General features: G+C 71.3%; 17 protein-coding genes. 9 read left to right on the forward strand and 8 right to left on the reverse strand.

Annotated features, from left to right (window positions below; translation table 11 throughout):
• Position 1: 1 nt before the first annotated feature.
• From ACFQV6_RS20535 to ACFQV6_RS20545, 3 genes are all read right to left on the reverse strand, one after another.
• The gene (locus ACFQV6_RS20535) at positions 2–2,317 is read right to left on the reverse strand and encodes an N-acetylmuramoyl-L-alanine amidase (RefSeq protein ID WP_378029137.1); all 2,316 of its coding nucleotides are present in this window, start codon (positions 2,315–2,317) and stop codon (positions 2–4) included.
• A gap of 77 nt (positions 2,318–2,394) precedes the next feature.
• On the reverse strand, positions 2,395–4,905 hold the full coding sequence (locus tag ACFQV6_RS20540; RefSeq protein ID WP_378029138.1) for an FtsX-like permease family protein: 2,511 nt from the start codon (positions 4,903–4,905) through the stop codon (positions 2,395–2,397).
• A complete protein-coding gene (locus ACFQV6_RS20545; protein WP_378029139.1) occupies positions 4,902–5,669 on the reverse strand; it encodes an ABC transporter ATP-binding protein in 768 nt (255 codons plus the stop codon). The genes ACFQV6_RS20540 and ACFQV6_RS20545 overlap by 4 nt, the downstream gene beginning before the upstream one ends.
• A 164-nt stretch (positions 5,670–5,833) precedes the next feature.
• Here ACFQV6_RS20545 and ACFQV6_RS20550 point away from each other — a divergent pair, with 164 nt between their 5' ends.
• The 4 genes from ACFQV6_RS20550 to ACFQV6_RS20565 all read left to right on the forward strand — a co-directional run bounded on the left by ACFQV6_RS20550 (position 5,834) and on the right by ACFQV6_RS20565 (position 9,094).
• Positions 5,834–6,985, forward strand: coding sequence for a sensor histidine kinase (locus ACFQV6_RS20550; protein ID WP_378029140.1), 1,152 nt, complete (start codon positions 5,834–5,836; stop codon positions 6,983–6,985).
• A 10-nt stretch (positions 6,986–6,995) separates the two neighbouring features.
• A complete protein-coding gene (locus ACFQV6_RS20555) occupies positions 6,996–7,634 on the forward strand; it encodes a response regulator (RefSeq protein ID WP_378029141.1) in 639 nt (212 codons plus the stop codon).
• Between the two features lie 114 nt (positions 7,635–7,748).
• Entirely contained in the window at positions 7,749–8,507 is a 759-nt protein-coding gene (locus ACFQV6_RS20560; RefSeq protein WP_378029142.1) for a lytic polysaccharide monooxygenase, read from the forward strand.
• Entirely contained in the window at positions 8,492–9,094 is a 603-nt protein-coding gene (locus ACFQV6_RS20565) for a DUF305 domain-containing protein (RefSeq protein WP_378029143.1), read from the forward strand. The genes ACFQV6_RS20560 and ACFQV6_RS20565 overlap by 16 nt, the downstream gene beginning before the upstream one ends.
• Before the next feature lie 165 nt (positions 9,095–9,259).
• On the opposite strand, the gene ACFQV6_RS20570 is transcribed toward ACFQV6_RS20565, so the two are convergent.
• Positions 9,260–10,195 (reverse strand): LysR family transcriptional regulator, encoded by a 936-nt coding sequence (locus ACFQV6_RS20570; protein WP_378029144.1) that lies wholly within the window; start codon positions 10,193–10,195, stop codon positions 9,260–9,262.
• A gap of 70 nt (positions 10,196–10,265) precedes the next feature.
• On the opposite strand from ACFQV6_RS20570, the gene ACFQV6_RS20575 reads away from it, so the two are divergent.
• A complete protein-coding gene (locus ACFQV6_RS20575; protein WP_378029145.1) occupies positions 10,266–11,144 on the forward strand; it encodes a DMT family transporter in 879 nt (292 codons plus the stop codon).
• 215 nt (positions 11,145–11,359) lie between these two features.
• Positions 11,360–12,364, forward strand: coding sequence for a sulfotransferase family protein (locus ACFQV6_RS20580; protein WP_378029146.1), 1,005 nt, complete (start codon positions 11,360–11,362; stop codon positions 12,362–12,364).
• A gap of 1,330 nt (positions 12,365–13,694) precedes the next feature.
• On the opposite strand, the gene ACFQV6_RS20585 is transcribed toward ACFQV6_RS20580, so the two are convergent.
• Complete coding sequence (locus ACFQV6_RS20585; RefSeq protein WP_378029147.1) at positions 13,695–15,167, reverse strand: helix-turn-helix domain-containing protein; 1,473 nt, start codon at positions 15,165–15,167, stop codon at positions 13,695–13,697.
• A 139-nt stretch (positions 15,168–15,306) separates the two neighbouring features.
• Here ACFQV6_RS20585 and aceA point away from each other — a divergent pair, with 139 nt between their 5' ends.
• Positions 15,307–16,584, forward strand: a complete 1,278-nt coding sequence (gene aceA, locus ACFQV6_RS20590; protein WP_378029212.1) for an isocitrate lyase — start codon at positions 15,307–15,309, stop codon at positions 16,582–16,584.
• A 21-nt stretch (positions 16,585–16,605) separates the two neighbouring features.
• Entirely contained in the window at positions 16,606–18,231 is a 1,626-nt protein-coding gene (gene aceB / locus ACFQV6_RS20595) for a malate synthase A (protein ID WP_378029148.1), read from the forward strand.
• Between the two features lie 46 nt (positions 18,232–18,277).
• On the opposite strand, the gene ACFQV6_RS20600 is transcribed toward aceB, so the two are convergent.
• Entirely contained in the window at positions 18,278–18,931 is a 654-nt protein-coding gene (locus tag ACFQV6_RS20600) for a VOC family protein (protein ID WP_378029149.1), read from the reverse strand.
• A gap of 128 nt (positions 18,932–19,059) precedes the next feature.
• Here ACFQV6_RS20600 and ACFQV6_RS20605 point away from each other — a divergent pair, with 128 nt between their 5' ends.
• Positions 19,060–20,004: a hypothetical protein gene (locus ACFQV6_RS20605; RefSeq protein ID WP_378029150.1), complete on the forward strand. Its 945-nt coding sequence runs from the start codon at positions 19,060–19,062 to the stop codon at positions 20,002–20,004.
• Positions 20,005–20,047: 43 nt separating this feature from the next.
• Here the strand turns inward: ACFQV6_RS20605 and ACFQV6_RS20610 are convergent, their stop codons facing one another.
• Both ACFQV6_RS20610 and ACFQV6_RS20615 read right to left on the reverse strand, forming a co-directional pair.
• Positions 20,048–20,749 (reverse strand): phosphatase PAP2 family protein, encoded by a 702-nt coding sequence (locus ACFQV6_RS20610; RefSeq protein WP_378029151.1) that lies wholly within the window; start codon positions 20,747–20,749, stop codon positions 20,048–20,050.
• A 9-nt stretch (positions 20,750–20,758) separates the two neighbouring features.
• Positions 20,759–21,400, reverse strand: a complete 642-nt coding sequence (locus ACFQV6_RS20615; RefSeq protein WP_378029152.1) for a phosphatase PAP2 family protein — start codon at positions 21,398–21,400, stop codon at positions 20,759–20,761.
• Positions 21,401–21,469 lie beyond the last annotated feature (69 nt).

Below are 21,469 nucleotides of genomic sequence, written 5' to 3' on the forward strand. Positions count from 1 at the left end.
GCTACTTGACGTAGGCGAGGCCGTCCGAGATGACCGCCGGGCGGCCGGACGTGCCGAGCACCACGATCGCGACGGTGTGCTTGCCGTACGCGAGGTTGCGCGTCCACATCGCCTGCCGGTAGGCGTTCTTGGACGACCGCAGGTCGAGCGTGCTGACCTTCTTGCCGTCGAGGTAGATCGCCACCTTGCCGGACTTGCTGGTCCGGCTGAACAGCAGCGCGGCCGAGCGCCCGGTGAACTTCCAGGTCAGCTTGCGGTTCTTGGCCGAAGCGGAGAGCGCCTTGCCGCCCAGGTGCGCGCTGCTGCTCTTCTTGGTCCAGGTACCGGTCTTCTTGGCCGCGGTCTCGGCGGAGACCGCCACCGACCGCGCCACGGAGGCGGCCCGGGCGTTGCCGGCGACGTCCTTGGCCGTGACCGTGTAGGTGGAGGCACCCGGCCGTACGGTCGTCGCCCAGCTCCTGGCGGTCGCCGCCGCCGAGCCCGCACGCGGCCTGCTGAACGTGTAACCGGCCAGCTTGGCGTTGTCGGCCGCGGAGAAGCCGAGGGTCACCGGCACCGCCGTCTTGTTGACGGTTCCGGTGCGCAGCCCGACGGTCAGAGCGGACCGGAACGTCGGAGCCGTCACGTCACCCCAGACGGTGGCGGCCACCCGGGCCGTGCTGCCGGAGGTGTGCACCGCACGGACGGCGACGGTGTGCCGTCCCGCTGCCAGGGTCACGGCGGCGGTCCGGGCGGTGCCGGGCAGCGTGGTCACCGTCTTGCCGTCGACCTGCACCTCGAACGTGGTCACCTTCTCCGAGGCTGTGCTCATCGACCAGGTGAGCTGGGCACGGTTCTTCACGTACCAGGCGCCGGCCGCGTAGCCGCCGCCGGTCACCGACTTCAGCGTCATCCCGGTGACCATCTCCTGGGAGACCGCGCGGATCGCGGCGAGCCGGGAGTAGAGGTTGGCGCCGGGGCAGGCGGTGGCGTCCGCGTCGCGGTGGCCGGCCACCCGCGGCAGGGTGATCGACGCGCCCTCCTTGAACTTGTCGTTGCTGGAGCCGGCCGTGACCTTCACGCTGCTCGTCGGGTTGTAGTCGTACTTACCCAGCCGTGCCGCCGCAACCTGGGCGATGATCGTCTCGACCGCCGTGTTCGACTGCGCCGACTCGAAGTTGCCGATCACCGAGATGGCCGCGAAATTGGTGTTGAAGCCCTGCGTGTGCGCGCCGACGACCGGGTTCTCCACGCCGCCCTTACGGCCCTCGAAGAGCCGCCCGCACTTGTCCAGCAGGTAGTTGTAGCCGATGTCCGACCACTTGTTGCTCTTCACGTGGTACGTCTGGATGCTGCGCACGATCGCCGCCGACTCCGAGCAGTCGTAGTCGTTGGTGGTGGCGGTGTGGTGCACCCAGAGGAGCTTGACCTCCTTGGCGATCGAGACCGAGCCGACGATGCGCTCGTCGGCACCCCACGAGTACCGGGTGTAGTAGGTGGGGAACTGCGCCTTGACCGGCACCGTCGAGGTGGGCGCCGGGACTGACGTGGTCGGCGCGGTGGTCGGCGCCGTCGTCGTCGTGGGTGCAGCGGTGGTCGGCGCTGTCGTCGCGGGGGCGGTCGTCGTGGGTGCGGTCGTCGGGGCCGTGGTGCCAGGCGCCGTCGTGGTCGGCGTCGCCTCGGTGGGCGAGAGGGTCTCCGCCGGGGTGGGCTCGGTCGTCGCCGGTTCCTCAGCGGGGACGGAGGCGCTCGGGTCCGGTTCGCCGCCGCCGGTACCGCCGGTCTCGCCGCCCGCGGTCTCCTCGACCGGCTCGCCGTCCTCCTGACCGGGATCGATCAGATCGAGACGCAGTCCGGAGGGCAGACCGGAGCCGGAGCCGGCCACCCGGGCCGCCACGCCGTCCGACGGGCCGACCCAGATCGGCTCGGTGCCACCGCGCCGCTCGGCGGCCGCGGCCTCGGCGCCGTCCGGGCCGATGTCCGATTTCTCCAGCGGCTGCCAGGCGGACCACTTGCCGGAGGCGACGCTGCGGGTACGGACCTCGATGGTGCCCTTCGGCACGTCCCGCGGGTCCGCCCAGGTGACACCGAGCAGGCTGAACCTGTCGGTGTCACGCTGCGGCAGATCGGCGGCACCGCCGGATCCGGCGAGGTCGACGGTACGCAGGGCGGTCTCGATCCGGGGCGGCTCGGCGTTCGGCTCCGGCGGCAGGACGGTGACCTCGTCCTGTGCCGTGTTCCCGGCCGGTCCGGACGGCCAGGTCAGCACCGCGACCCCGCCGCCGGCCGCCAGGACCGCCACCGCCGTGCCTATACCGATCGCCAGGCGCCTCTGCATTCCACTCCCCCGTTGTGATCGAAGATCTTGCGGGCGTGAACGCTACCGGACCGTCCGGTCGATGTGTTGCCCCCCTCTCACTCGGTTCCCAGGGCGGTCACCGGACTGACCCTCGCGGCACGGCGGGCGGGCAGGACACCGGCCAGCGCCGTCAGCGCGACGAGGGCGGCGAAGACCCCGGCCAGCTGCCAGACCGGCACGGTGAGCGGGGCGTTCACGCCGGTGGCCTGGAGAGCGAGCCAGGCGTACGGGACACCGAGCACCAGTCCCAGCACCGCGCCGATCACGCCGTACAGGGCCGACTCGGTGGTGAGCATCGCCCGCAGCCCGCCGCGGGACATCCCGATCGCGCGGAGCAGGCCGGACTCGCGGACCCGTTCGACGACCGAGAGCGCCGTGGTGGCGCCGACACCGACCACGGCGATCAGGACCGTCAGGCCGATCAGCCCGAGGGCGACGCCGAGCAGCACGGTCAGCGCGGTGTTCATCTGATCCCGCTGGTCGGCGAGGACCGTCACCCCGAAGCCCGGCTGCCCGCCGATCGCGGCCCGCAGCGCCCGCAGCGCGTCGGTACGGCCCTGTTCGCCGTCCCGGGCCGCGTCGGCCAGCAGGCCGGTCGGTGCCGGGCCGGCACCCAGCGCGGTCAGGTCGGCCGGGTCCACCAGCAGGCCGGTGTGCAGCGGCCCGATGTCCGAGAGCACACCCACCACGGTGAGCCGGGTCGTCCTCTTGCCGGCCACCGCCTCGAAGCTGTCGCCGACGGCGAGGTGGCCCAGGTCGGCGGCGAACCGGGCCAGGACGGCCTTACCGGGTCCCAGGTCGTCGGCGGAACCGGACGCGAAGTCCAGGTCGGCGAGCCGCGGCAGCGCATTCATCGCCAGGTCGGTCGCCGCGACGTCCTCCAGGCCGCCCACTGTCACGCTCATCGCCCGCCGGTACGGCGTGACCCGGGTGACGTCGCTGCTCGCACCGGCCTTCTCGGCGAACCCGGCGGGCAGCGGCGTGCTCTCCGACGAGGTCAGCTCGAAGTCCGCCGGTGCCGACGCGGCCAGCTCCCGGTCGGCGAGGACCCGGATCGAGGCGCCGCCCACCAGGACACCGGCGATCAGCGTGACACCGAGCGCGACCACCACCGAGACGGCGGCGGCGCGGCGGGTGCTGCCGCCGACCCCACCGACGGCCAGCTTCCCGACCGGCCCGAGCCGGCGCAGCGGCCAGCCGGTCACCGCGAGCACCGGCCGGACCAGGGCCGGGCCCAGGGCGATCAGGGCGATGTACGCGAACCCGCCGGAGACGACGACACCCAGCAGCATCGGCATCGGGTCGTAGTTCTCCGGGTCCGGGCCCGGCAGGTTGACCGCCACGAACGTGGCCGCACCCGCCGCCAGCGCGGCGAGGAGGAGCCCGGTGGCCCAGCGCAGGCCGCCGATGCCGCGTTTCGCACCGGTGGACGCGGCGGACCGCAGCGCCTCCAGCGGCGCGACCCGCGACGCGGACAGCGCCGGGGCGAGGACCGCGAAGACCGTGATCAGCACGGCCAGCACGACGGTTCCGGCGGCCGCGGCGAGCGGGAACCCGGGTGACGACACCTTCGCGCCGAACGCGCCGGCCAGCAGCGGGACGAGATGGCCGGTGGCCAGTGCGGCGAGCATCCCGGTGACGCCGGCGACCAGGCCGGTCAGCATCCCCTCGGCGGCCAGCGCCCGGGCCAGCGGGCCGCGCCCGGCACCGACCGCCCGCAGCAGGGCGAGCTGCCGCATCCGCTGCGCGAAGACGATCCGGAACGTGGACGCGGCGATCAGGCCGGCGGCCACCACGGCCACCGCCACGAACATGCCGACCACGGCGAAGACCTGGTCGACCTCGGCGGCCGCCGCGCGCGCCTCGGCGAGCCGGACATCGGCGCCCGCCGCCACCTCCGGCTGTTCACCCTCGGCACCCGTTCCCCGGGTCAGCGCGGCCATCCGCTCCCGCAGGGCGGGCACGTCAGCGCCGGCGTCCAGGCGTACGTCGATCTGGTTCACCACGTCCGCACCGGACAGCCCGGTCACCGTGGTGATCGGCGCGTACGCGAGGAAGCCCCAGTCGTCGCGGGTATCGGCCACCCCGACCACCTTCAGCGACACCGGCTTGCCGTCACCGGGATCCAGCTCGACCGCCGAGTTCACGGTCAGGCCCAGGCGCTCGACCGTCCGCGGCGTCACCACGATCTCCCCCGGGCCGGTGGCGTAGCGGCCCTCGCGCATCGTCAGCAGGCTCAGCGGCCCGGAGCCCGGGTCCGAGCTCACGGCCAGGTACTCGGTGCCGATCTGCCCGCCCGCCTCGGTACGGGCCGCGGTCTCGGCGACACCGGGCAGCTTGCCGATCTCCGCGAGCTGCTTCGTGGTGATCACCCCGTTGCGGACCACCAGACCGGCCTGCTCCGGTGTCCCGCTCAGCCCGTCGAGGACGCTGCGCTCGGTGATCTGCTGCGCCAGCACTGTCGCGTAGACCACGAACGACGCGACGAGCACCGCCAGCCCGGTGAGCAGCAGTCGAGCCGGGCGCCGGGTCACACCGGCCATCTGCGTACGGAAGACGGGGTTCACCGGCCCGCCGCCAGGCTCTGCAGAGCGTCGGTCACGGCGGCGATGTCCGGCTGGTGTATCTCCCCCGCCAGGCGGCCGTCGGCGAGCATGACGACCCGGTCGGCGTACGCGGCCGCACCCGGGTCGTGGGTGACCATGACGATCGTCTGACCCAGGTTCCGGGCCGAGTCCCGCAGCAGGCCGAGCACCTCCGCGCCGGAGCGGGAGTCGAGGTTGCCGGTCGGCTCGTCGGCGAAGATCACCTCGGGCCGGGAGACCAGCGCCCGGGCCAGCGCGACCCGCTGCTGCTGGCCGCCGGAGAGCTCGCTCGGCAGGTGGTTGAGCCGCCCGGCCAGGCCGAGCGTGGTGATCAGGCGGTCGAAGAGCTCGGCGTCCGGCTTGCGGCCGGCCAGATCCAGCGGCAGCGTGATGTTGGCGGCCGCGGTGAGCTGCGGTAGCAGGTTGAACGACTGGAACACGAAGCCGACACGCTCCCGGCGGGCCTTGGTCAGGACTCGGTCGCTCTGCTTGGTCAGGTCGGTGCCGCCGAGCAGCACCTGACCCGACGTGGCGGTGTCCAGGCCGGCCAGGCAGTGCATCAGCGTGGACTTGCCGGAGCCGGACGGGCCCATGATGGCGGTGAAGCGGCCGCGGTCGAACCCGACCGTCACGCCGTCGAGCGCGCGGACCGCGGTGTGGCCGCTGCCGTACACCTTGACCAGGTCCACGGCCGCGACCGCGGCCAGGGCGGTGTGGTCGGGCGCGGATGAGGACTGTGTATGCATGCGAGCACCTCTGCAGGAAGTTTGAAAGGGAGCTGTGAACCGGACAGGCGAATCCTGATCGATCGGCGCCACTGCCACATCGGCCCGGCGGCAGGGCCCCGGGTCCGGCGGCTCTTACTTTCGGCCGATAGAAGTGGGCGGAACGCCGCCTACGCTGGGTCACGATGGTTAATCGTGTCGTGCTGCGTACCGCTCAGATCGGCGTCCTGGCCGCCCTGGCGCTGATCGGCCTCCTCGACCTCACCGGCGGCATGATCAGCAGTCCGGTGCTGATCATTCAGGTCGCCCTCGCCATGGCGGTCGCCGCGGCGTGGCTGCCGGTCCACCCCGTCGGCAGCACCGCCCTGCCGCTCGGTGCGATCGCGGTCTCGCTCGTCTCGCTGGCGGTCACCGCCGGGCTGCTGGTCTACCGGCACCCGTACAGCGGACTGTGGGGTCTGGCCGAGTCGGCCGGGATGCTGGGCATGCTCGTGGTGGTCACCCGCAACGCCACACCGCGCTGGGCGGTCGCCGCCGTCGCGATCACCGCCGCGGCGGTCAGCCTGATGCCGCTGCGGACCGGCAGCGAGACCGTCTACATCACGTTCTGCCTGGTGCAGGCGCTGGGTGCGGCCGCCGCGATCGGCGTCGGGTTCACCCTGCGGACGATGGAGGGCAACCGGCGGCGCGCCCTCGACGCGGTACGCACCGAGCAGCGCACCGAGTTCGCCAGGGACCTGCACGACTTCATCGCCCACCACGTCACCGGGATCGTGGTGCAGGCGCAGGGTGCCCGGTTCATCGCCGAGCAGGACCCGAAGCGGGTGCTGCTGGCCCTCGAGCAGATCGAGCAGGCCGGCGCCGAGACGATGGCGTCGATGCGGCGGATGGTCGGGGTGCTGCGTGACCCGGAGTCACGGCCGGACGCGCCGCTCGCCCCGATCGCCGGGGTGCCGGAGCTGCCGGCGCTCGTCGAGCAGTTCACCGCGGCCGGTGGACCACCGGCCCGGCTGCATCTGGAGGGCGATCCGGACGGGATGCCGGTGGAGATCTCCACGTCGGCGTACCGGGTGGTGATGGAGGCGCTGACCAACACCCGCCAGCACGCGCCGGCCGCGTCGGCGGTGCACGTGTGGCTGCGGCGCACCCCGAAACTGCTGCTGGTCCGGGTATCCAACGACGGCCCGCCACCCCGTCCGCCCGCGCCCCGGGACCGCCCGGGTTACGGTCTGGCGGGCCTCACCGAACGGGTCCGCGCGGTCGGCGGGCAGATCTCGGCCGGTCCCGGCGTGGACGGCGGCTGGGTCGTCGACGCCGCGCTGCCCCTCTCCGAGTAGGGAGTTTCAGGTGATCCGGGTACTCGTCGCGGACGACCAGGCGATGGTCCGCACCGGCTTCGGCATGATCCTCGGCGCGCAGCCGGACATGGAGGTGGTCGGCGAGGCGGCCGACGGCGTGGAGGCGGTGGCCGCGGCCCGGCGGCTGCGGCCGGACGTGGCGCTGATGGACATCCGGATGCCGAAGATGGACGGGCTCCAGGCGCTGCGGCTGCTCGCCGGTCCGGGCGTCACCGACCCGGTCAAGGTGGTCGTCGTGACGACCTTCGACCTCGATGAGTACGTGCATCAGGCCCTGCGCAACGGCGCGGTGGGTTTCCTGCTCAAGGACTCCGGGCCGGCCCTGCTCATCGAGGCGGTCCGGGCGGCGGCCTCGGGGGACGCGCTGATCAGCCCGTCGATCACCGTACGGCTGCTGGAGCACCTGGCTCAGCCGGCACCGGCCGGTGACGACGGCGGGCTCTCACCCCGGGAGCTGGACGTGGTCCTGCTGACCGCCCGCGGCCTGACCAACGCCGAGATCGCCGAGAAGCTGTTCATCTCGGTCGGCACCGTGAAGACCCACCTGAGCAGCATCCACGCCAAGCTCGACACCCGCAACCGGGTCGAGATCGCCGCCTGGGCCTGGGAACGCCGCCTCGTCAGCTGAGCACGGCGGCATTTCGGAGCAACCCTAAAGAACCCTTAACACTGTTTACTGTTAGGGCTCTTTAATTTACGTTGGTGAACACGTCGTCCCCCAACTCCATCAAGGAGCGAGTGCATGAGGCGTAGATTCACCCTCCCCACGCTGACCGTCGCGGCGGTCACCGGATCCCTCTTCGTGGCCGTCTCCCCGGCGTCCGCGCACGGCTACATCTCGTCCCCGCCCAGCCGTCAGGCCAACTGTGCCAGCGGCGCGGTCTCCGGCTGCGGTGACATCGTCTACGAGCCCCAGAGCGTCGAGATGCCCAAGGGCTCCAAGCAGTGCAACGGAGGCGGCAGCCGTTTCACTGTGCTCAACGACACCAGCAAGAACTGGCCGGCCGCGTCGGTCGGGCAGAACGTCACCTTCAACTGGGTGCTGACCGCCCGCCACTCCACCTCGACGTGGGAATACTTCATCGGCGACACCCAGCTGGCCTCCTTCAACGACGGTGGCGCGCAGCCGGGGGCGACCAAGTCGCACTCGGTCAACATGAAGGGCTTCAGCGGCCGGCAGACCGTGCTCGCCCGGTGGAACATCTCGGACACAGTCAACGCGTTCTACTCCTGTGTGGACGTGAACATCAGCGGCGGCACCACCAACCCGACGCCGACGCCGACCCCCACGTCCAGCCCGACGCCGACCCCCCGGCCGACGACCACCACGAACCCGACGCCGACCCCGACGTCCGGCGCCACCTCGTGGGCGGCCGGCGTCTCGTACAAGGTGGGTGACCGGGTGACGTTCAACGGCCGGTCGTACTCGTGCCGGCAGGCGCACACCGCGCTCGCCGGCTGGGAACCGCCCTACGTAGCCGCGCTGTGGACGGCCCTGTAATCACCAGAGGTGCGGGCGGTCCGGTTCGCCGGGCCGCCCTGGCCCTCATCGCCCTGCTGACCGCCGTGTGCACCGCCGCGTGCTCCGGCGCGCCGGCCGAGAAGCAGGCGCCACCGCCCGCCTTCAACGAGACCGACGTGATGTTCCTCCAGATGGGACTGGCGCAGATCACCGAGGGTGAGCAGGTCGCCCAGCGGGCGGAGCAACGCGCGGCGGGCGCGGAGGTCCGGGCCGTCGCCGCGGAGCTGCGCGAGCAGTGGCAGACCGAGAGCGGCACCATGCAACGCTGGCTGCTCGGCTGGGAGCGCCCGATGCAGGCCGACCCCTCCGCGGGCCTGCACGCCGGGCACGGTGATCTCCACTCGCTCCGCGAGGAGGACGTGGCGGCGCTCGACCAGGCGAAAGGCGCGGATTTCGACCGTACGGCTGTGGCACTTCTGCTGGGAAACCTGCACAACAGCGTCGAGACCATGCGGATGGAGAGTGCGGGTGGCGCGTACCCTCCAGCCCGCAGCCTGGCCGACCAGATGGCCGCGGCGCGGCAGCAACAGATCCAGCGCCTGCTCGCGGTCGCTTCCGCCGGTTGAATCAAGATCTATTTGGTACGAGACACGAAGAGTCACCGGGCTACACCGCGGCCTGGCTGCCACGCCAGGCCGCAGCGCGCCCGCCGGGCTGAGATCGGTGGCCGAGCCGCAACCCGAGACCCCGCCTCCGGGCTCGATCGAATAGCCGGCGCTACCGACTTCGGCTCACTGCCGGCCGGTGGTCAGCGGCGTTGCCGGCAGCGCGCCCACCGTCTCCCGCAGGATCCGCATCAGGTCGTCGACGAGCGGATTCGGCCGGCGCCTCCGCGGAGTCGCCACCCCGACGAACCGGCACGGACCGGGCGGTGCGAGCCGCGCGGCACTCAGCCCGCTGTGATCGGCGGTCAGCGCGATCTCCGGAATCATGCTGATTCCGATACCGGCCCGGACCAGCGACTGCGCGAACTGGTAATCGGTGCCGCGGCACGCCGTGCGCACCTGATATCCGGCCATCGCCGCGTAGTGGTCGAGCATCTCACCGATCGACAGGCACCCGTGCACCCAGCGCTCCCCCGCCAGCTCGGCGACGGTCACCGAGGTGCTGCCGACGAGCCGGTGCCCGGACGGCAGCACGATCCACATCGGGTCCTCCAGCAGCGGCGTCCAGACCAGGCCGGAGCGGTCACCGGGCCGGACCGGCGGCGGACCGTCGAAGTGGTAGGCCAGGGCCAGATCGGACGCGCCGGAGCGGACCAGCGGCAGGCTCTCCTCCGGCTCGCTCTCGATCACGGTGAGCTCGACGCCGGGATGCTCCGCGCTGAACCGGGTCAGGGCCGGCGGCAGCAGTCGCTGCCCGCCGCTGGTGAACGTCGTGACGGTGAGCCGCTCGGTGCGCGCGGTGCCGAGCTCGGCGATCTCCCGTTCGGCGCAGAGCAGCTCGGCGGCGATCGCCTCGGCGGTCTCGACCAGGACCCGCCCGGCGTCGGTCAGCTCGACGCCGCGGGTGCTGCGCCGCACCACCGGGGTGCCGACGGTGCGCTCGAGGGCGCTGATCTGCTGGGACACCGCGGACGGGGTGAGCCGCAGCTGAGCGGCGGCCCGGTTGAAGCTGCCCTGGCGGGCCACCTCGGTCAGCACCTGGAGCCGGCGAGCGTCGATCATCAGTTTTCCTTAACACCACATCAGCAGGTCACCACTACCGCTTACCACCGTACGGCGGAAAGCTGAACCTGTGAATCGTCTCGCCTGGCTCCTCTTCCTCGCCGTCTCCGTGCTCTGGGGCATCCCCTACTTCCTCATCAAGATCGCGATCGACGACCTGTCGCCGGTCCTCGTCGTCGCCGGCCGGACCGCCATCGCGGCCGCCGTGCTGATCCCGGTCGCGCTGATGCGGGGCACGTTCGGGGCGCTGCGCGGGCGGATGCCGGTGGTGGCCCTGATCGCTGTCGTCCACATCATCGGCCCGTTCCTGCTCATCACGTACGGCGAGCAGCACATCTCCTCCTCGCTGACCGGGATCCTGATCGCCGTCGAGCCGGCCGTGATCGCGCTGCTGCTCGTGCGTACCGAGCCGCTCACCCCGATCCGGATCGCCGGACTGGTGACCGGTTTCGCCGGAGTCGTGGTGCTCGTCGGCCTGGACGTCTCCGGAGACCGGTACGGCCTGCTCGGCGCCGGCATGGTCCTGCTCGCCACGGTCAGCTACGCGGTGGCGACAGTGCTGGTCCAGCGCAAGGCGGCCGACATCCCGCCGGAGACGCTGACCCTCGGTACGACCGCGATCACCACCGTCGTACTCCTGCCTTTTGCCCTGACCGCACTGCCGGACGGCCCGGTCAGCACCGACTCGTGGCTCGCGCTGGTGGCTCTCGGCCTGCTCTGCACCGCCGCCGCCCTGCTGGCCTTCTACAAGCTGATCGCGCTGGCCGGGTCGAACCGCGCCGGTCTGGTCACCTACTTCAACCCGCTCGTCGCGGTCCTGCTCGGTGTCGTCCTGCTGAACGAGTCGATCGGCCCCGCCACGATCGCCGGCTTCGCCCTCATCATCGTCGGCTGCTGGCTCTCCACCCGCCCCTCACGGGCCCGCACCCCGGAGCCGGTCGCCGCCTGACCGTAACTCTTCGATCACGGTGACGACCTTTTGCACCTGGTTGGTCAAGATTGCCAGAAAACTCACAGCCTCTCGACAGCCGAAACGTCTTGGCTGCACAGCGTTATTGCGAAATCTTTTCAAGGTCTTCGGAAAAGCCCTGAAGACCAGCGAGAGGAGCGACATGACGATGCTGGGGCGGACAAACCCAGTGGATCTTGTTTACGGTGATCGCCATGCCCAGTGATCGCCCGATCTTCGTCGTCGGCTGCCCTCGCTCCGGCACGACGATGCTCCAGCTCATGCTGCACGCACACCCCCGGATCGCGCTGCCACCCGAGACGCGCTTCCTGCTCACCGCCCACCAGCAGCGGGCCGACTTCGGCGACCTGAACGAGCCGGGCAACCGGCGCTCCCTCGCCGAGTACATCGTCAAGAGTTCACAGTTCGACGACCTCGGGCTCGACCGGCAACAGGTGATCGACGCGATCGTCGCCGGCCCGCCCACCCTGGGCTCCGCCTTCGGCATCGTCTTCCGGATGTACTCCGAGCGCTTCGGCAAGCCCCGCTGGGGCGACAAACGCCCGGTCTACCTGCGGCACCTGAGCACGATCCTGAAACTCTTCCCCGACGCCCAGATCATCAACATCATGCGCGACGGCCGGGACTGCGTCGCGTCGCTCAAAGAGACACCCTGGAAGCCCGACGAGTTCGACACCCTCATCGAATACTGGACGAGGTCCGCCGACGCCTCCCTGGCCGCCGCCCGCTACTACCCCGACGACGTCTACCACCAGGTCCGCTACGAGGACCTGGTCGCCGACCCGGAACCGCACCTGCGCGCCATCTGCGCCTTCCTCGACGAAGACTTCGACCCGGCGATGACCGCCCCCAACAAGCTCGCCTCCGTCGCCGTGCCCGAGTACAAGACCTGGCACACGCTCACCCACAAGGCACCCACCACCGAGCGAGTCCAGAGCTGGCGCAGCCGCCTCACCGACGACGAGATCCGCCAGTGCGAAACAGCCTTCGGCGACCGCCTCCCCCGCTTCGGCTACGAACCCTCCATCCCGGTCCCCCGTGGCACCCGCATCGCCGCCGACGCCAAATACCTGGCCAAGGACAAACTGGGCCCCGCCAAGAAGGCCGCCCTCGACCTCTGGTCCCAGGTCCGCCCCGGCCCCGAAGCCCACGAACCCCCCATAGCCGCCCGCCTAACCACCCGCCAACTGGCCTCCTAACCCGCCCCGCCCACCCGCGCCCTCCCGGACGCCGCGGCCCCGGCCCCGCCCGCGGCCCCGGCCCCGCCCGCTCCGTGGCCCTCCACGAGCCGTAGCCCTCCGCGGCGCCGTGGGTTTGCGTAAGCGCCGCAGCCCTCCGCAGCGCCGTGGATTTGCGTAAGCGCCGCAGCCCTCCGCAGCGCCGTGGGTTTGCGCGAGCGCCGCAGCCCTCCGCAGCGCCGTGGATTTGCGCGAGCTGGGACGGTTTTGGGCGGGGATGGCCCACGCAGGACCGTCAGGCTTGATATCCCGCGTGGGCCATCCCCGCCCAAAACCTTGCAACTCAAGCTCCGTGCAGCGCGGCAGGTAGGCGGAACAACAGCGCTGGTCGGCACTCATGGACCGAACAGCGCCCGCTGGCACTCGTGGACCGAACAGCGCCAGCTGGCACTCATGGACCGAACAGCGCCCGCATTACGTCCACCACCGCCAGCAGCGGGCCGTCGGCTGGCAGTGGTGGACCGAATAGCGGCCCGGTTACGTCCACCACCGCCAGCAGCGGGCCGTCGGCTGGCAGTGGTGGACCGAATAGCGGCCCGGTTACGTCCACCACCGCCAGCAGCGGGCCGTCGGCTGGCAGTGGTGGACCGAATAGCGGCCCGGTTACGTCCACCGCCGCCAGCCGCCCCGCTACCGAAGCGCGGTTGGGTGACGGCCCGGCAGTGTGAGCCGTCGTCAGGCCACGTTGTCGAGACGGCGATCGGGCATGCCTGCCGTGGTCCCCGAGGCGCACCACGGCCTGGTCTCGCCCATCGACGAGCACCGGCACGACGCCGCCCGACCCTGCCCGACCCTGCCCAGCGCTGCCCGACCCGCCCGACCCGCCCGACCCTGCCCGGCACCACCCGGCACCACCCGGCACCACCCGGCACCACCCGGCACCACCCGGCACCGCCCCAGCGCTGCCCGACACCGCCCGACGCCGCCCGGAGTCGCCGCGCGCAGCCCGTCGCTACCCGGAGTCGCCGCGCGCAGCCCGTCGCTACCCGGAGTCGCCGCGCGCAGCCCGGCGTGGCGTGGCGTGCAGTGATCAGGTGTTGCCGGGCCGCGACGCGCCTCGCGGAGGCTGAGTTGCAAGGTTTTGGGCGGGGATGGCCCACGCGGGATATCAAGCCTGACGGTCCTGCGTGGGCCATCCCCGCCCAAAACCGTCCCCCTCGCGCAACCGCAGCTCCCCGCTGGAGCAGCCCGAAGGCGCGGCCGGGCGCGGCGTGCCGACGGGCGGCTGAGCGAGATAGGCCGACGGGCGGCTGGGCGGGGTGGCGGGGAACGGCGGGGGTGGGGGGTGGGGTTAGGCGCGGCGTTCGAGGAAGTCGTAGACGTCGCGGTTGTCGACGCCGGGGAAGGTGCCGGGGGGTAGGGCGGCCAGCAGGTGGGAGTGGACCCGGGCGCTGGGCCAGGCGTTTCCGGCCCAGCGGTCCACCAGGTCCGCGGGTGGGCGGCGGCAGCAGTCGGGGTCCGGGCAGTTGGAGACCGTACGGCCGGAGACGTCGCCGCCCCGGAACCAGCGGGCATGTTCGTAGGGCGTGCCCACGGTCACCGAGAACTCGCCGGAGCGGGTCGACTCGACGTGGACCGTGCACCAGTACGTTCCGGCTGTCGTGTCGGTGAACTGGTAGAAGGACGAGTAGGGGTCGTCGGCTTCGAAGACCGTTCGGGAGGCCCACTTGCGGCAGACCGGCTGGCCCTCGATGGCGCCGGTCACGTCGGACGGGAAGCGCACGTTGTCGTTCTCGTAGGCCTTGTAGACGATCCCGCTCTCGTGGACCCGGGCGAAGTGCACCGGGATCCCGAAGTGGTGGGTGGCCAGGTTCGTGAACCGGTGTGCCGCCGTCTCGTAGGACACGCCGAACGCGTCCCGGAAGTCGTCGATGGCGAGGGCGCGGTCGGCCTTCGCCTCGGTGAGGAACTCGACGGCGAACTTCTCCGGCATCAGCAGGGCCGCCGCGAAGTAGTTGACCTCGACCCGCTGCCGCAGGAAGTCACCGTAGTCGGCCGGGTCGGCGTGCCCGAGCACGAAGTGGCCGAGCGTCTGCAGCACCACGCTCCGAGGGTCGTGGCCTCTGCCGCTGGCCACCTGCGGCAGGAATATCCGCCGATTTTTCAGGTCGGTGACGGACCGCGTCGAGCTGGGCAGGTCGTTCACGTAGTGCAGCGTGAACCCGATCTGAGCCGCGATGTCGAGGATGCCGCGCTGCGACAGGGGGCCGGTCGTGTGCCGTACCGACTGGAGGACCTGAGCCGCCGCCTGCTCGATCTCCGGGAAGTAGTTGTCCCTGCGCCGCATGTCGGCCCGCAGCTGCGCGTTGGCCCGCCGCGCCACCTCGGGTGTGGCGCTCTGCTCGGTCAGCAGGCGGCTCAGCTCCCGGTGCAGCCCGATCAGCGACTCCAGCGCGTCAGCCGGCAGCCGCCGCCCGGCACGCACCGTGGGCAGGCCGAGCGCCGCATACGCCGGATTCCGCTGGTGGTGGGCCAGCTCGATCTCCAGCCCGGCGCGACGGCTGGGCGCCTCAGACCGAAGAAGATCCTGCATGGGTACGCCCAAAGCGCCCGCGATCGCCTGGAGCACCGACAGTTTCGGCTCCCTCTTCCCGTTCTCGATGAGCGAGAGCTGGGACGGCGCCCGCCCGACCGCCTCGCTGAGCTGGTCGAGTGTCATGCCTTTGGCCCGCCGCAGATGCCGGAGACGCTGCCCGAGCGTCACCAGGTCGACGGGTGATTCGGGGGATGCCGACGCCGGCTCAGAAGAAAGTGAAGCGGTCACGTGTTTCACGTTAACAGAATTTTCGCACTTCTTCTCCTCACAGAACCCTTCATCAGGGCTTGCACGATCCCTGAAAGTGAAGTTCTTCCACACGGAAGAAACGCGACAGGGCAGGAAAGGGATTGTTCTGATGACTGAGCTGACCGAAACCAGGGGCGGTACCGCTGCGGACCTCACTCGGGAATGGGCCGGCGACCCCCGCTGGACCGGCATCAAGCGCGACTACACCGCGCAGGACGTCGTGAAGCTGCGGGGCACCCTCCAGGAACGGCACACCCTCGCGGAGCGCGGCGCCGCCCGGCTGTGGGAGCTGCTGAACACCGAGGACTACATCAACGCGCTCGGCGCGCTGAGCGGTGGCCAGGCGACCCAGATGGTGCGCGCCGGCCTGAAGGCGATCTACCTGTCCGGATGGCAGGTCGCGGCGGACGCGAACCTCTCCGGTCACACCTACCCGGACCAGTCGCTCTACCCGGCGAACTCGGTGCCCGCGGTGGTCCGGCGGATCAACAACGCGCTGATCCGCGCCGACCAGATCGACACCGCGGCCGGCCGGCACGAGCGTGACTGGTTCGCCCCGATCGTCGCCGACGCGGAGGCCGGCTTCGGTGGCCCGCTGAACGCGTTCGAGCTGATGAAGGGCATGATCGCGGCCGGCGCGGCGGGCGTGCACTGGGAGGACCAGCTGGCCAGCGAGAAGAAGTGCGGCCACCTCGGCGGTAAGGTTCTGATCCCCACCCAGCAGCACATCCGTACGCTGAACGCCGCTCGTCTCGCCGCGGACGTCGCCGGAGTGCCGACGCTCGTCATCGCCCGCACCGACGCCCTGGCGGCGGACCTGCTCACCACCGACGTGGACGAGCGCGACCGGCCGTTCCTGACCGGTGAGCGCACCGCCGAGGGCTTCTTCCGGGTCAACCCGGGCGAGGACGCCGCGATCTCCCGCGGTGTCGCCTACGCCGACTACGCCGACCTGCTCTGGGTGGAGACCGGCAAGCCGGACCTCGAGTTCGCCAAGCGGTTCGCCGAGGCCGTGCACGCCAAGCACCCGGGCAAGATGCTCGCCTACAACTGCTCACCGTCGTTCAACTGGAAGCGCAACCTGGACGACGCCGACATCGCCCGGTTCCAGAAGGAGCTCGGCGCGATGGGATACAAGTTCCAGTTCGTCACGCTGGCCGGCTTCCACGCGCTGAACCACTCGATGTTCGAGCTGGCCAAGGGCTACGCCGAGACCGGCATGACGGCGTACGTGAAGCTGCAGGAGGCCGAGTTCGCGGCGGAGTCCGACGGCTACACCGCCACCAAGCACCAGGCCGAGGTCGGCACCGGTTACTTCGACGCGGTCTCCACCGCGCTGAACCCGGAGTCGTCCACGACCGCCCTGTCCGGTAGCACCGAGGCCGAGCAGTTCTAAAGGGAATGGGCAGGTTCTGACATGGGCTCCGAAGAAATCACCGTCACGGGCACCACCGCGGGCCGGTACTCCGAGATCCTGACCCCCGAGGCCGTCGCGTTCATCGTGGCGCTCGACCGCGAGTTCGGCGCCCAGCGCGTCCAGCTCCTGGAGCGCCGCCGGCGCCGGCGGGCCACCCGGACGACCGACCTGGACTTCCTGACGTCCACCCAGCACATCCGCGACGACACGTCCTGGCAGGTCGCGCCGGCCGCACCGGACCTGCGGGACCGGCGGGTGGAGATCACCGGGCCGCCCGAGCGCAAGATGACCATCAACGCGCTGAACTCCGGCGCGAAGGTCTGGATGGCCGACTTCGAGGACGCCACCTCCCCCACCTGGGAGAACATCGTCCTCGGGCAGGTCAACCTGAAGGACGCGCTGGACGGCACGCTGGACTTCACGGCCGCCGACGGCAGGCGCTACGAGATCGGCGACCAGGTCCCGACGATCATGGTGCGGCCGCGTGGCTGGCACCTGCCCGAGTGTCACCTGCGGATCGGCGGGCGGGCGGTGTCCGCGTCGCTCTTCGACTTCGGCCTGTACCTGTTCCACTGCGGGCAGCGGCAGATCGACCGGGGCAGCGGGCCGTACTTCTACCTGCCGAAGCTGGAGTCCCACCTGGAGGCCCGCCTCTGGAACGACGTCTTCGTCTTCGCCCAGGAGTACCTCGGCATGCCCCGCGGCACCATCCGGGCCACCGTGCTGATCGAGACGATCAACGCGGCGTTCGAGATGGACGAGATCCTGTACGAGCTGCGGGAGCACTCGGCCGGACTGAACGCGGGCCGCTGGGACTACCTGTTCAGCATGATCAAGAACCGTCCGGACGCGGTCCTGCCCGAGCGGTCCCAGGTGACGATGACGGCACCGTTCATGCGGGCGTACACGGAACTGCTGGTCAAGACCTGTCACCGGCGCGGCGCCCACGCGATCGGCGGCATGGCCGCGGTCGTGCCCAGCCGCGACCCGGTCGCCGCCAAGCGGGCGCTCAACCAGGTCCGCCAGGACAAGCGGCGCGAGGTCGGCGACGGCTTCGACGGCTCCTGGGTGGCGCACCCGGGCCTGGTCGAGACCTGCCGTGACGTGTTCGACCAGTGGCTCGGCGACGAGCCGCATCAGATCGTGCGCAAGCGCGACGACGTGCGGGTCACCGCCGCCGACCTGCTGGATCTGAAGACCGGCGAGGTGACGGTGAGCGAGGTGGCGCTGCGGACGAACGCGAGCGTCGCCCTGCGGTACATCGCCGCCTGGCTGGGCGGGCGCGGCGCGGTCGCGCTCGGCGGCCTGATGGAGGACGCCGCCACCGCCGAGATCTGCCGCGCGCAGCTCTGGCAGTGGATCTCGTCGGGTACGCGTACCGACTACGGCGTTCCGGTGACCGCCACCCTTGTCACCCGGATGCTGCGTGAGGAACTCGACGTGCTCAGCGAGACCGGGGCCCTGGACGAAGAAGGGGCCCGCTGCTTCGGCCAGGCGCGGACGCTGCTGGCGGTGCTGCTCACCGAGCGGACCTGCCCCGAGTTCCTGACCCTGCCGGCCTACCTACGGCACCTGTCCGGCGGGTCGGCGGCACCGGTCACCGATCAGGCTACTGTCGCGGCCTGATCGGTGGGGCGAGGCGGGGTGGCTCGGGCCACCCCGCCTCGTCGCGTCACCGGCCCCGTTCCTGCCAGGTGCACAGGCACACCTTGTTGCCCTCGGGGTCGGCGAGGACCCAGAAGCTGGGCGCCTCGGCGTCGCTGAGCAGGGTGCCGCCGGCCTTCACGGCGGCGTCGATGCGGGGCTGTACCTCGGAGGGGTCGACCCACAGGTCGGGGTGCCAGCGCTGGCGGGGTTCCTCGTCGCCGGATTCCTGGAACCAGACGGCGGGTAGCAGGCCGGCCGGGTCGTTGAGCTCGTCGCCGTACTCGCTGGTGCGGTGGTCCAGGCCGAGCAGCGCCTGCCAGAACGGCAGTACCCGGGATTGGGCCGGGCTGTCGAGACCCAGCTCCAGCCGCACCACCCCGGCCGTCTCGGCCGCGACGCCCGCCTCCGCCGCCAACTTGCTGATCGTGGCCGCCAGGCGCAGGTCGCGGGCGGTCACCTCGCCCACGTCGTGGCTGAACAGGGAAACGTCCAGGTAGGTGTACCGGAGGTCCAGGTCGGGGTGATGGTCGGCCGCCTCCGCGGCGGCACCGATGGCGTTGACCAGCTTCAGGCCGGCGCTGAAGCTCCCGGTCCGTAGCCGGGTCCGCAGCGCCCCCGGCAGGTAGACCCAGCCCTTCGGAGCGCCGTCGGCGATCTCCTGTCCACTCAGCTTCGTCATGTACCCATGCTCGCATCATCCCCGGCGGATGATCCGGGCTGTCTTCCGCTCGCGTTCCGCGGTGGGCGGATGGGACAGCGGACCGGGGGCCTGTTCCGTACGGTCAGCGGGTGCAGGATCATGCTCCGGTGCGGAGAGCCACATGGGCCCGCTGGTGGTTCCTCGCCTTCGCGGCAGTGCTCGCCGGTGAGCTGACCCTCGGCCGGCCCCTGATGCCCTTCGCCGCGACGCTGACCATGGCGGCGCTGCTCGCCTGGGCGCTGGCCGGATCGATTCTCGAGCACGGCCTGCCGGGCCGGTTGACGGCCGCCGGGCTGTCGTTGCTGACCGCCGCCGTCGTGGTGACCGATGCACCGCCGGGCAGCGTCGATGACGTGCGTCCCGGCGGGGCGCACGCGCTCGTCGCGGCGCTGCTGTTCGGCCTCGGTGTGAGCGTGCTGGCCGCGTCGGTGCTGGCCCGGGTCACCGGATGGCGGGCGACCCGGTTCCTGATCGGCATGCTGCCCGCGGCCGCGTTCGCGCTGGGCGTCGTGTGGCTCACGACGATGCTGACGGTGGAGGCGCCGGGCGAGCCGGACCTGCTGGACCGGGTGACCGTCCTCCTCTTCCCGGCCGCCGCCATCATCCTGGCCGGCCTCGCGATCAACGCCGGGGTATCCCGGCGCGGGCCCCTGCGGGTGGCCGCGGTGGCGCTCCTGCCACTGCTGGTCGCGGCATCCGTGGCGCTGCTCGTCGTCGCCGACAACGACCTGGTGGGTGACCGCACGCCGGAGGCGATGGACGCCTACTGGCCGGCGGGGAACGTGTGGACCTGGGAGGAGTGGGAGCGGGCCGAGCGCCTGGCCGAGATCGAGGCCGCGCGGAGGGGCGCCGGGGTGCCGGCCAACGCCGGGATCGGCTCCACCGTCACGATCAACGTTCAGGCGAGCACCGCGTACTCGGCGACCCTGGTGACCACGTCGGAGCCGGACACCCTCCCGGCGTTCCCCGCCGTCCTGCTCCTCCTGGGCCTGGTCACCCTGGTCACCGGTTTCCCGCCACGACCGGACCGGACCGGCACGCCGCTGTACTGAGGTCACCAGACGCAGCAGCTCAGAGGGTGGAAAGGACGACCGCTCAGGCGGTGGACGGGACCGCCGCGCCGGCGGTGGCCCGGCTACCGGGACGCCAGGACACCGAGCGGTCGAGAACGGCCCGGGCCATCACGATCACGCAGGTGCAGCCGTTGACGAACGCCGCGACGACGTCGCTCGGGTGGTGCATCCCCCGGTACATCCGGGCGAACGCCACACCCACCGGCACCAGGACCAGCGCCCAGCAGAGAGCCTTCAGCCAGGTACGCCGGGCCAGGGATGCCAGCACCACCGCCAGCCCGATGTAGAGCGCGACCGCCGCCGAGGTGTGCCCGGACGGGAAACTCGACGTCGGCGGTGAGACGTCCATCCGGTCCACGGCGGGCCGGGGCCGGTCGATCGCCAGCGTGGTGAAGTAGAAGACGAGCGCCTGCGCGATCACGGCGAGGCTGAGGAACAGCGGCTCCCGCAGACGGCGCAGCACCAGCCAGAGGACGAGAGCGGCGACGGCGGTGGCCGCGACGATCCGTGGTGTGTCCGCCACCCCGCTGACCAGGTGCGAGATGTCGCTGAGGGTCTCGGTGCGGTCCGCGGCGAACTCCCGGTTCACCCCGTCCTCGACGGTCAGCGGCCACGTGTGGGAGGCGAGCCGGGTCAGCAGCAGACCCAGGCCGATCATGAACAGCAGCAGGGCGGCAATCGGGAGCACCACCCGTTTGAGGCTCTGCGCGGCGATGGTGAGCATCGCCGGACTCTACCCAGCCACGCGCTCGGGAACACCTCGCTCCCGCACCGGGCGCCGCAGCGCGAGCGAGGTGAGGGCGGGCAGCGCGACACCGAGCAGCAGGCCGGCCACCACGTCGCTGGTCCAGTGCACACCGAGCGAGACCCGGCTGAACGCGGTGACCAGGGGGATCAGCACGGCTGCCGTCCAGAGAGCGGCGCGGGCGGGCGGGCGGGCGCGCAGCAGCGGCAGGAGGACCATCAGGAAGACCGTCGCACCGAGGGCGTTGGTCATGGCATGGCCGGAGGGAAACGCGTACCCGGCGGCCTGCGCCACCGGATCGAGCAGATCCGGGCGGTTCCTTCCGAAGAGCAACTTCAGGAGTACGCCCAGCAGCGCACCCGCGACCATCGTCGCCGCGACCCAGTAGGCCAGCGCCCGCGCCCGCCGCCGCCACAGCCAGACGACGAGCACCACCGCCGCGATCCGCCACGTCGTCGGGTGGAAGACGATGCTCCACCACGACATGACGTCCACCCAGCCGGGCCGGGTCAGGGCGAACTCGTGCATCCGCTCGGTGATCGCCCCGTCGAAGTTGTGGAGCGGCCCGAACCGCCCGACCACCAGAGCGGCGATGAGCGCGAACGGGACCAGCAGCAGCGGTGCGACCACGGCGGCGGCCGTCGTCCGTACCTCTGTGGTGTTCTCTTGATCTGTGTTTGCCTCTTGGTCAGTGGCCTG

Origin of the sequence: Actinoplanes sp. GCM10030250 (assembly GCF_042666575.1) — a bacterium.
Taxonomy (GTDB): Bacteria; Actinomycetota; Actinomycetes; order Mycobacteriales; family Micromonosporaceae; genus Actinoplanes.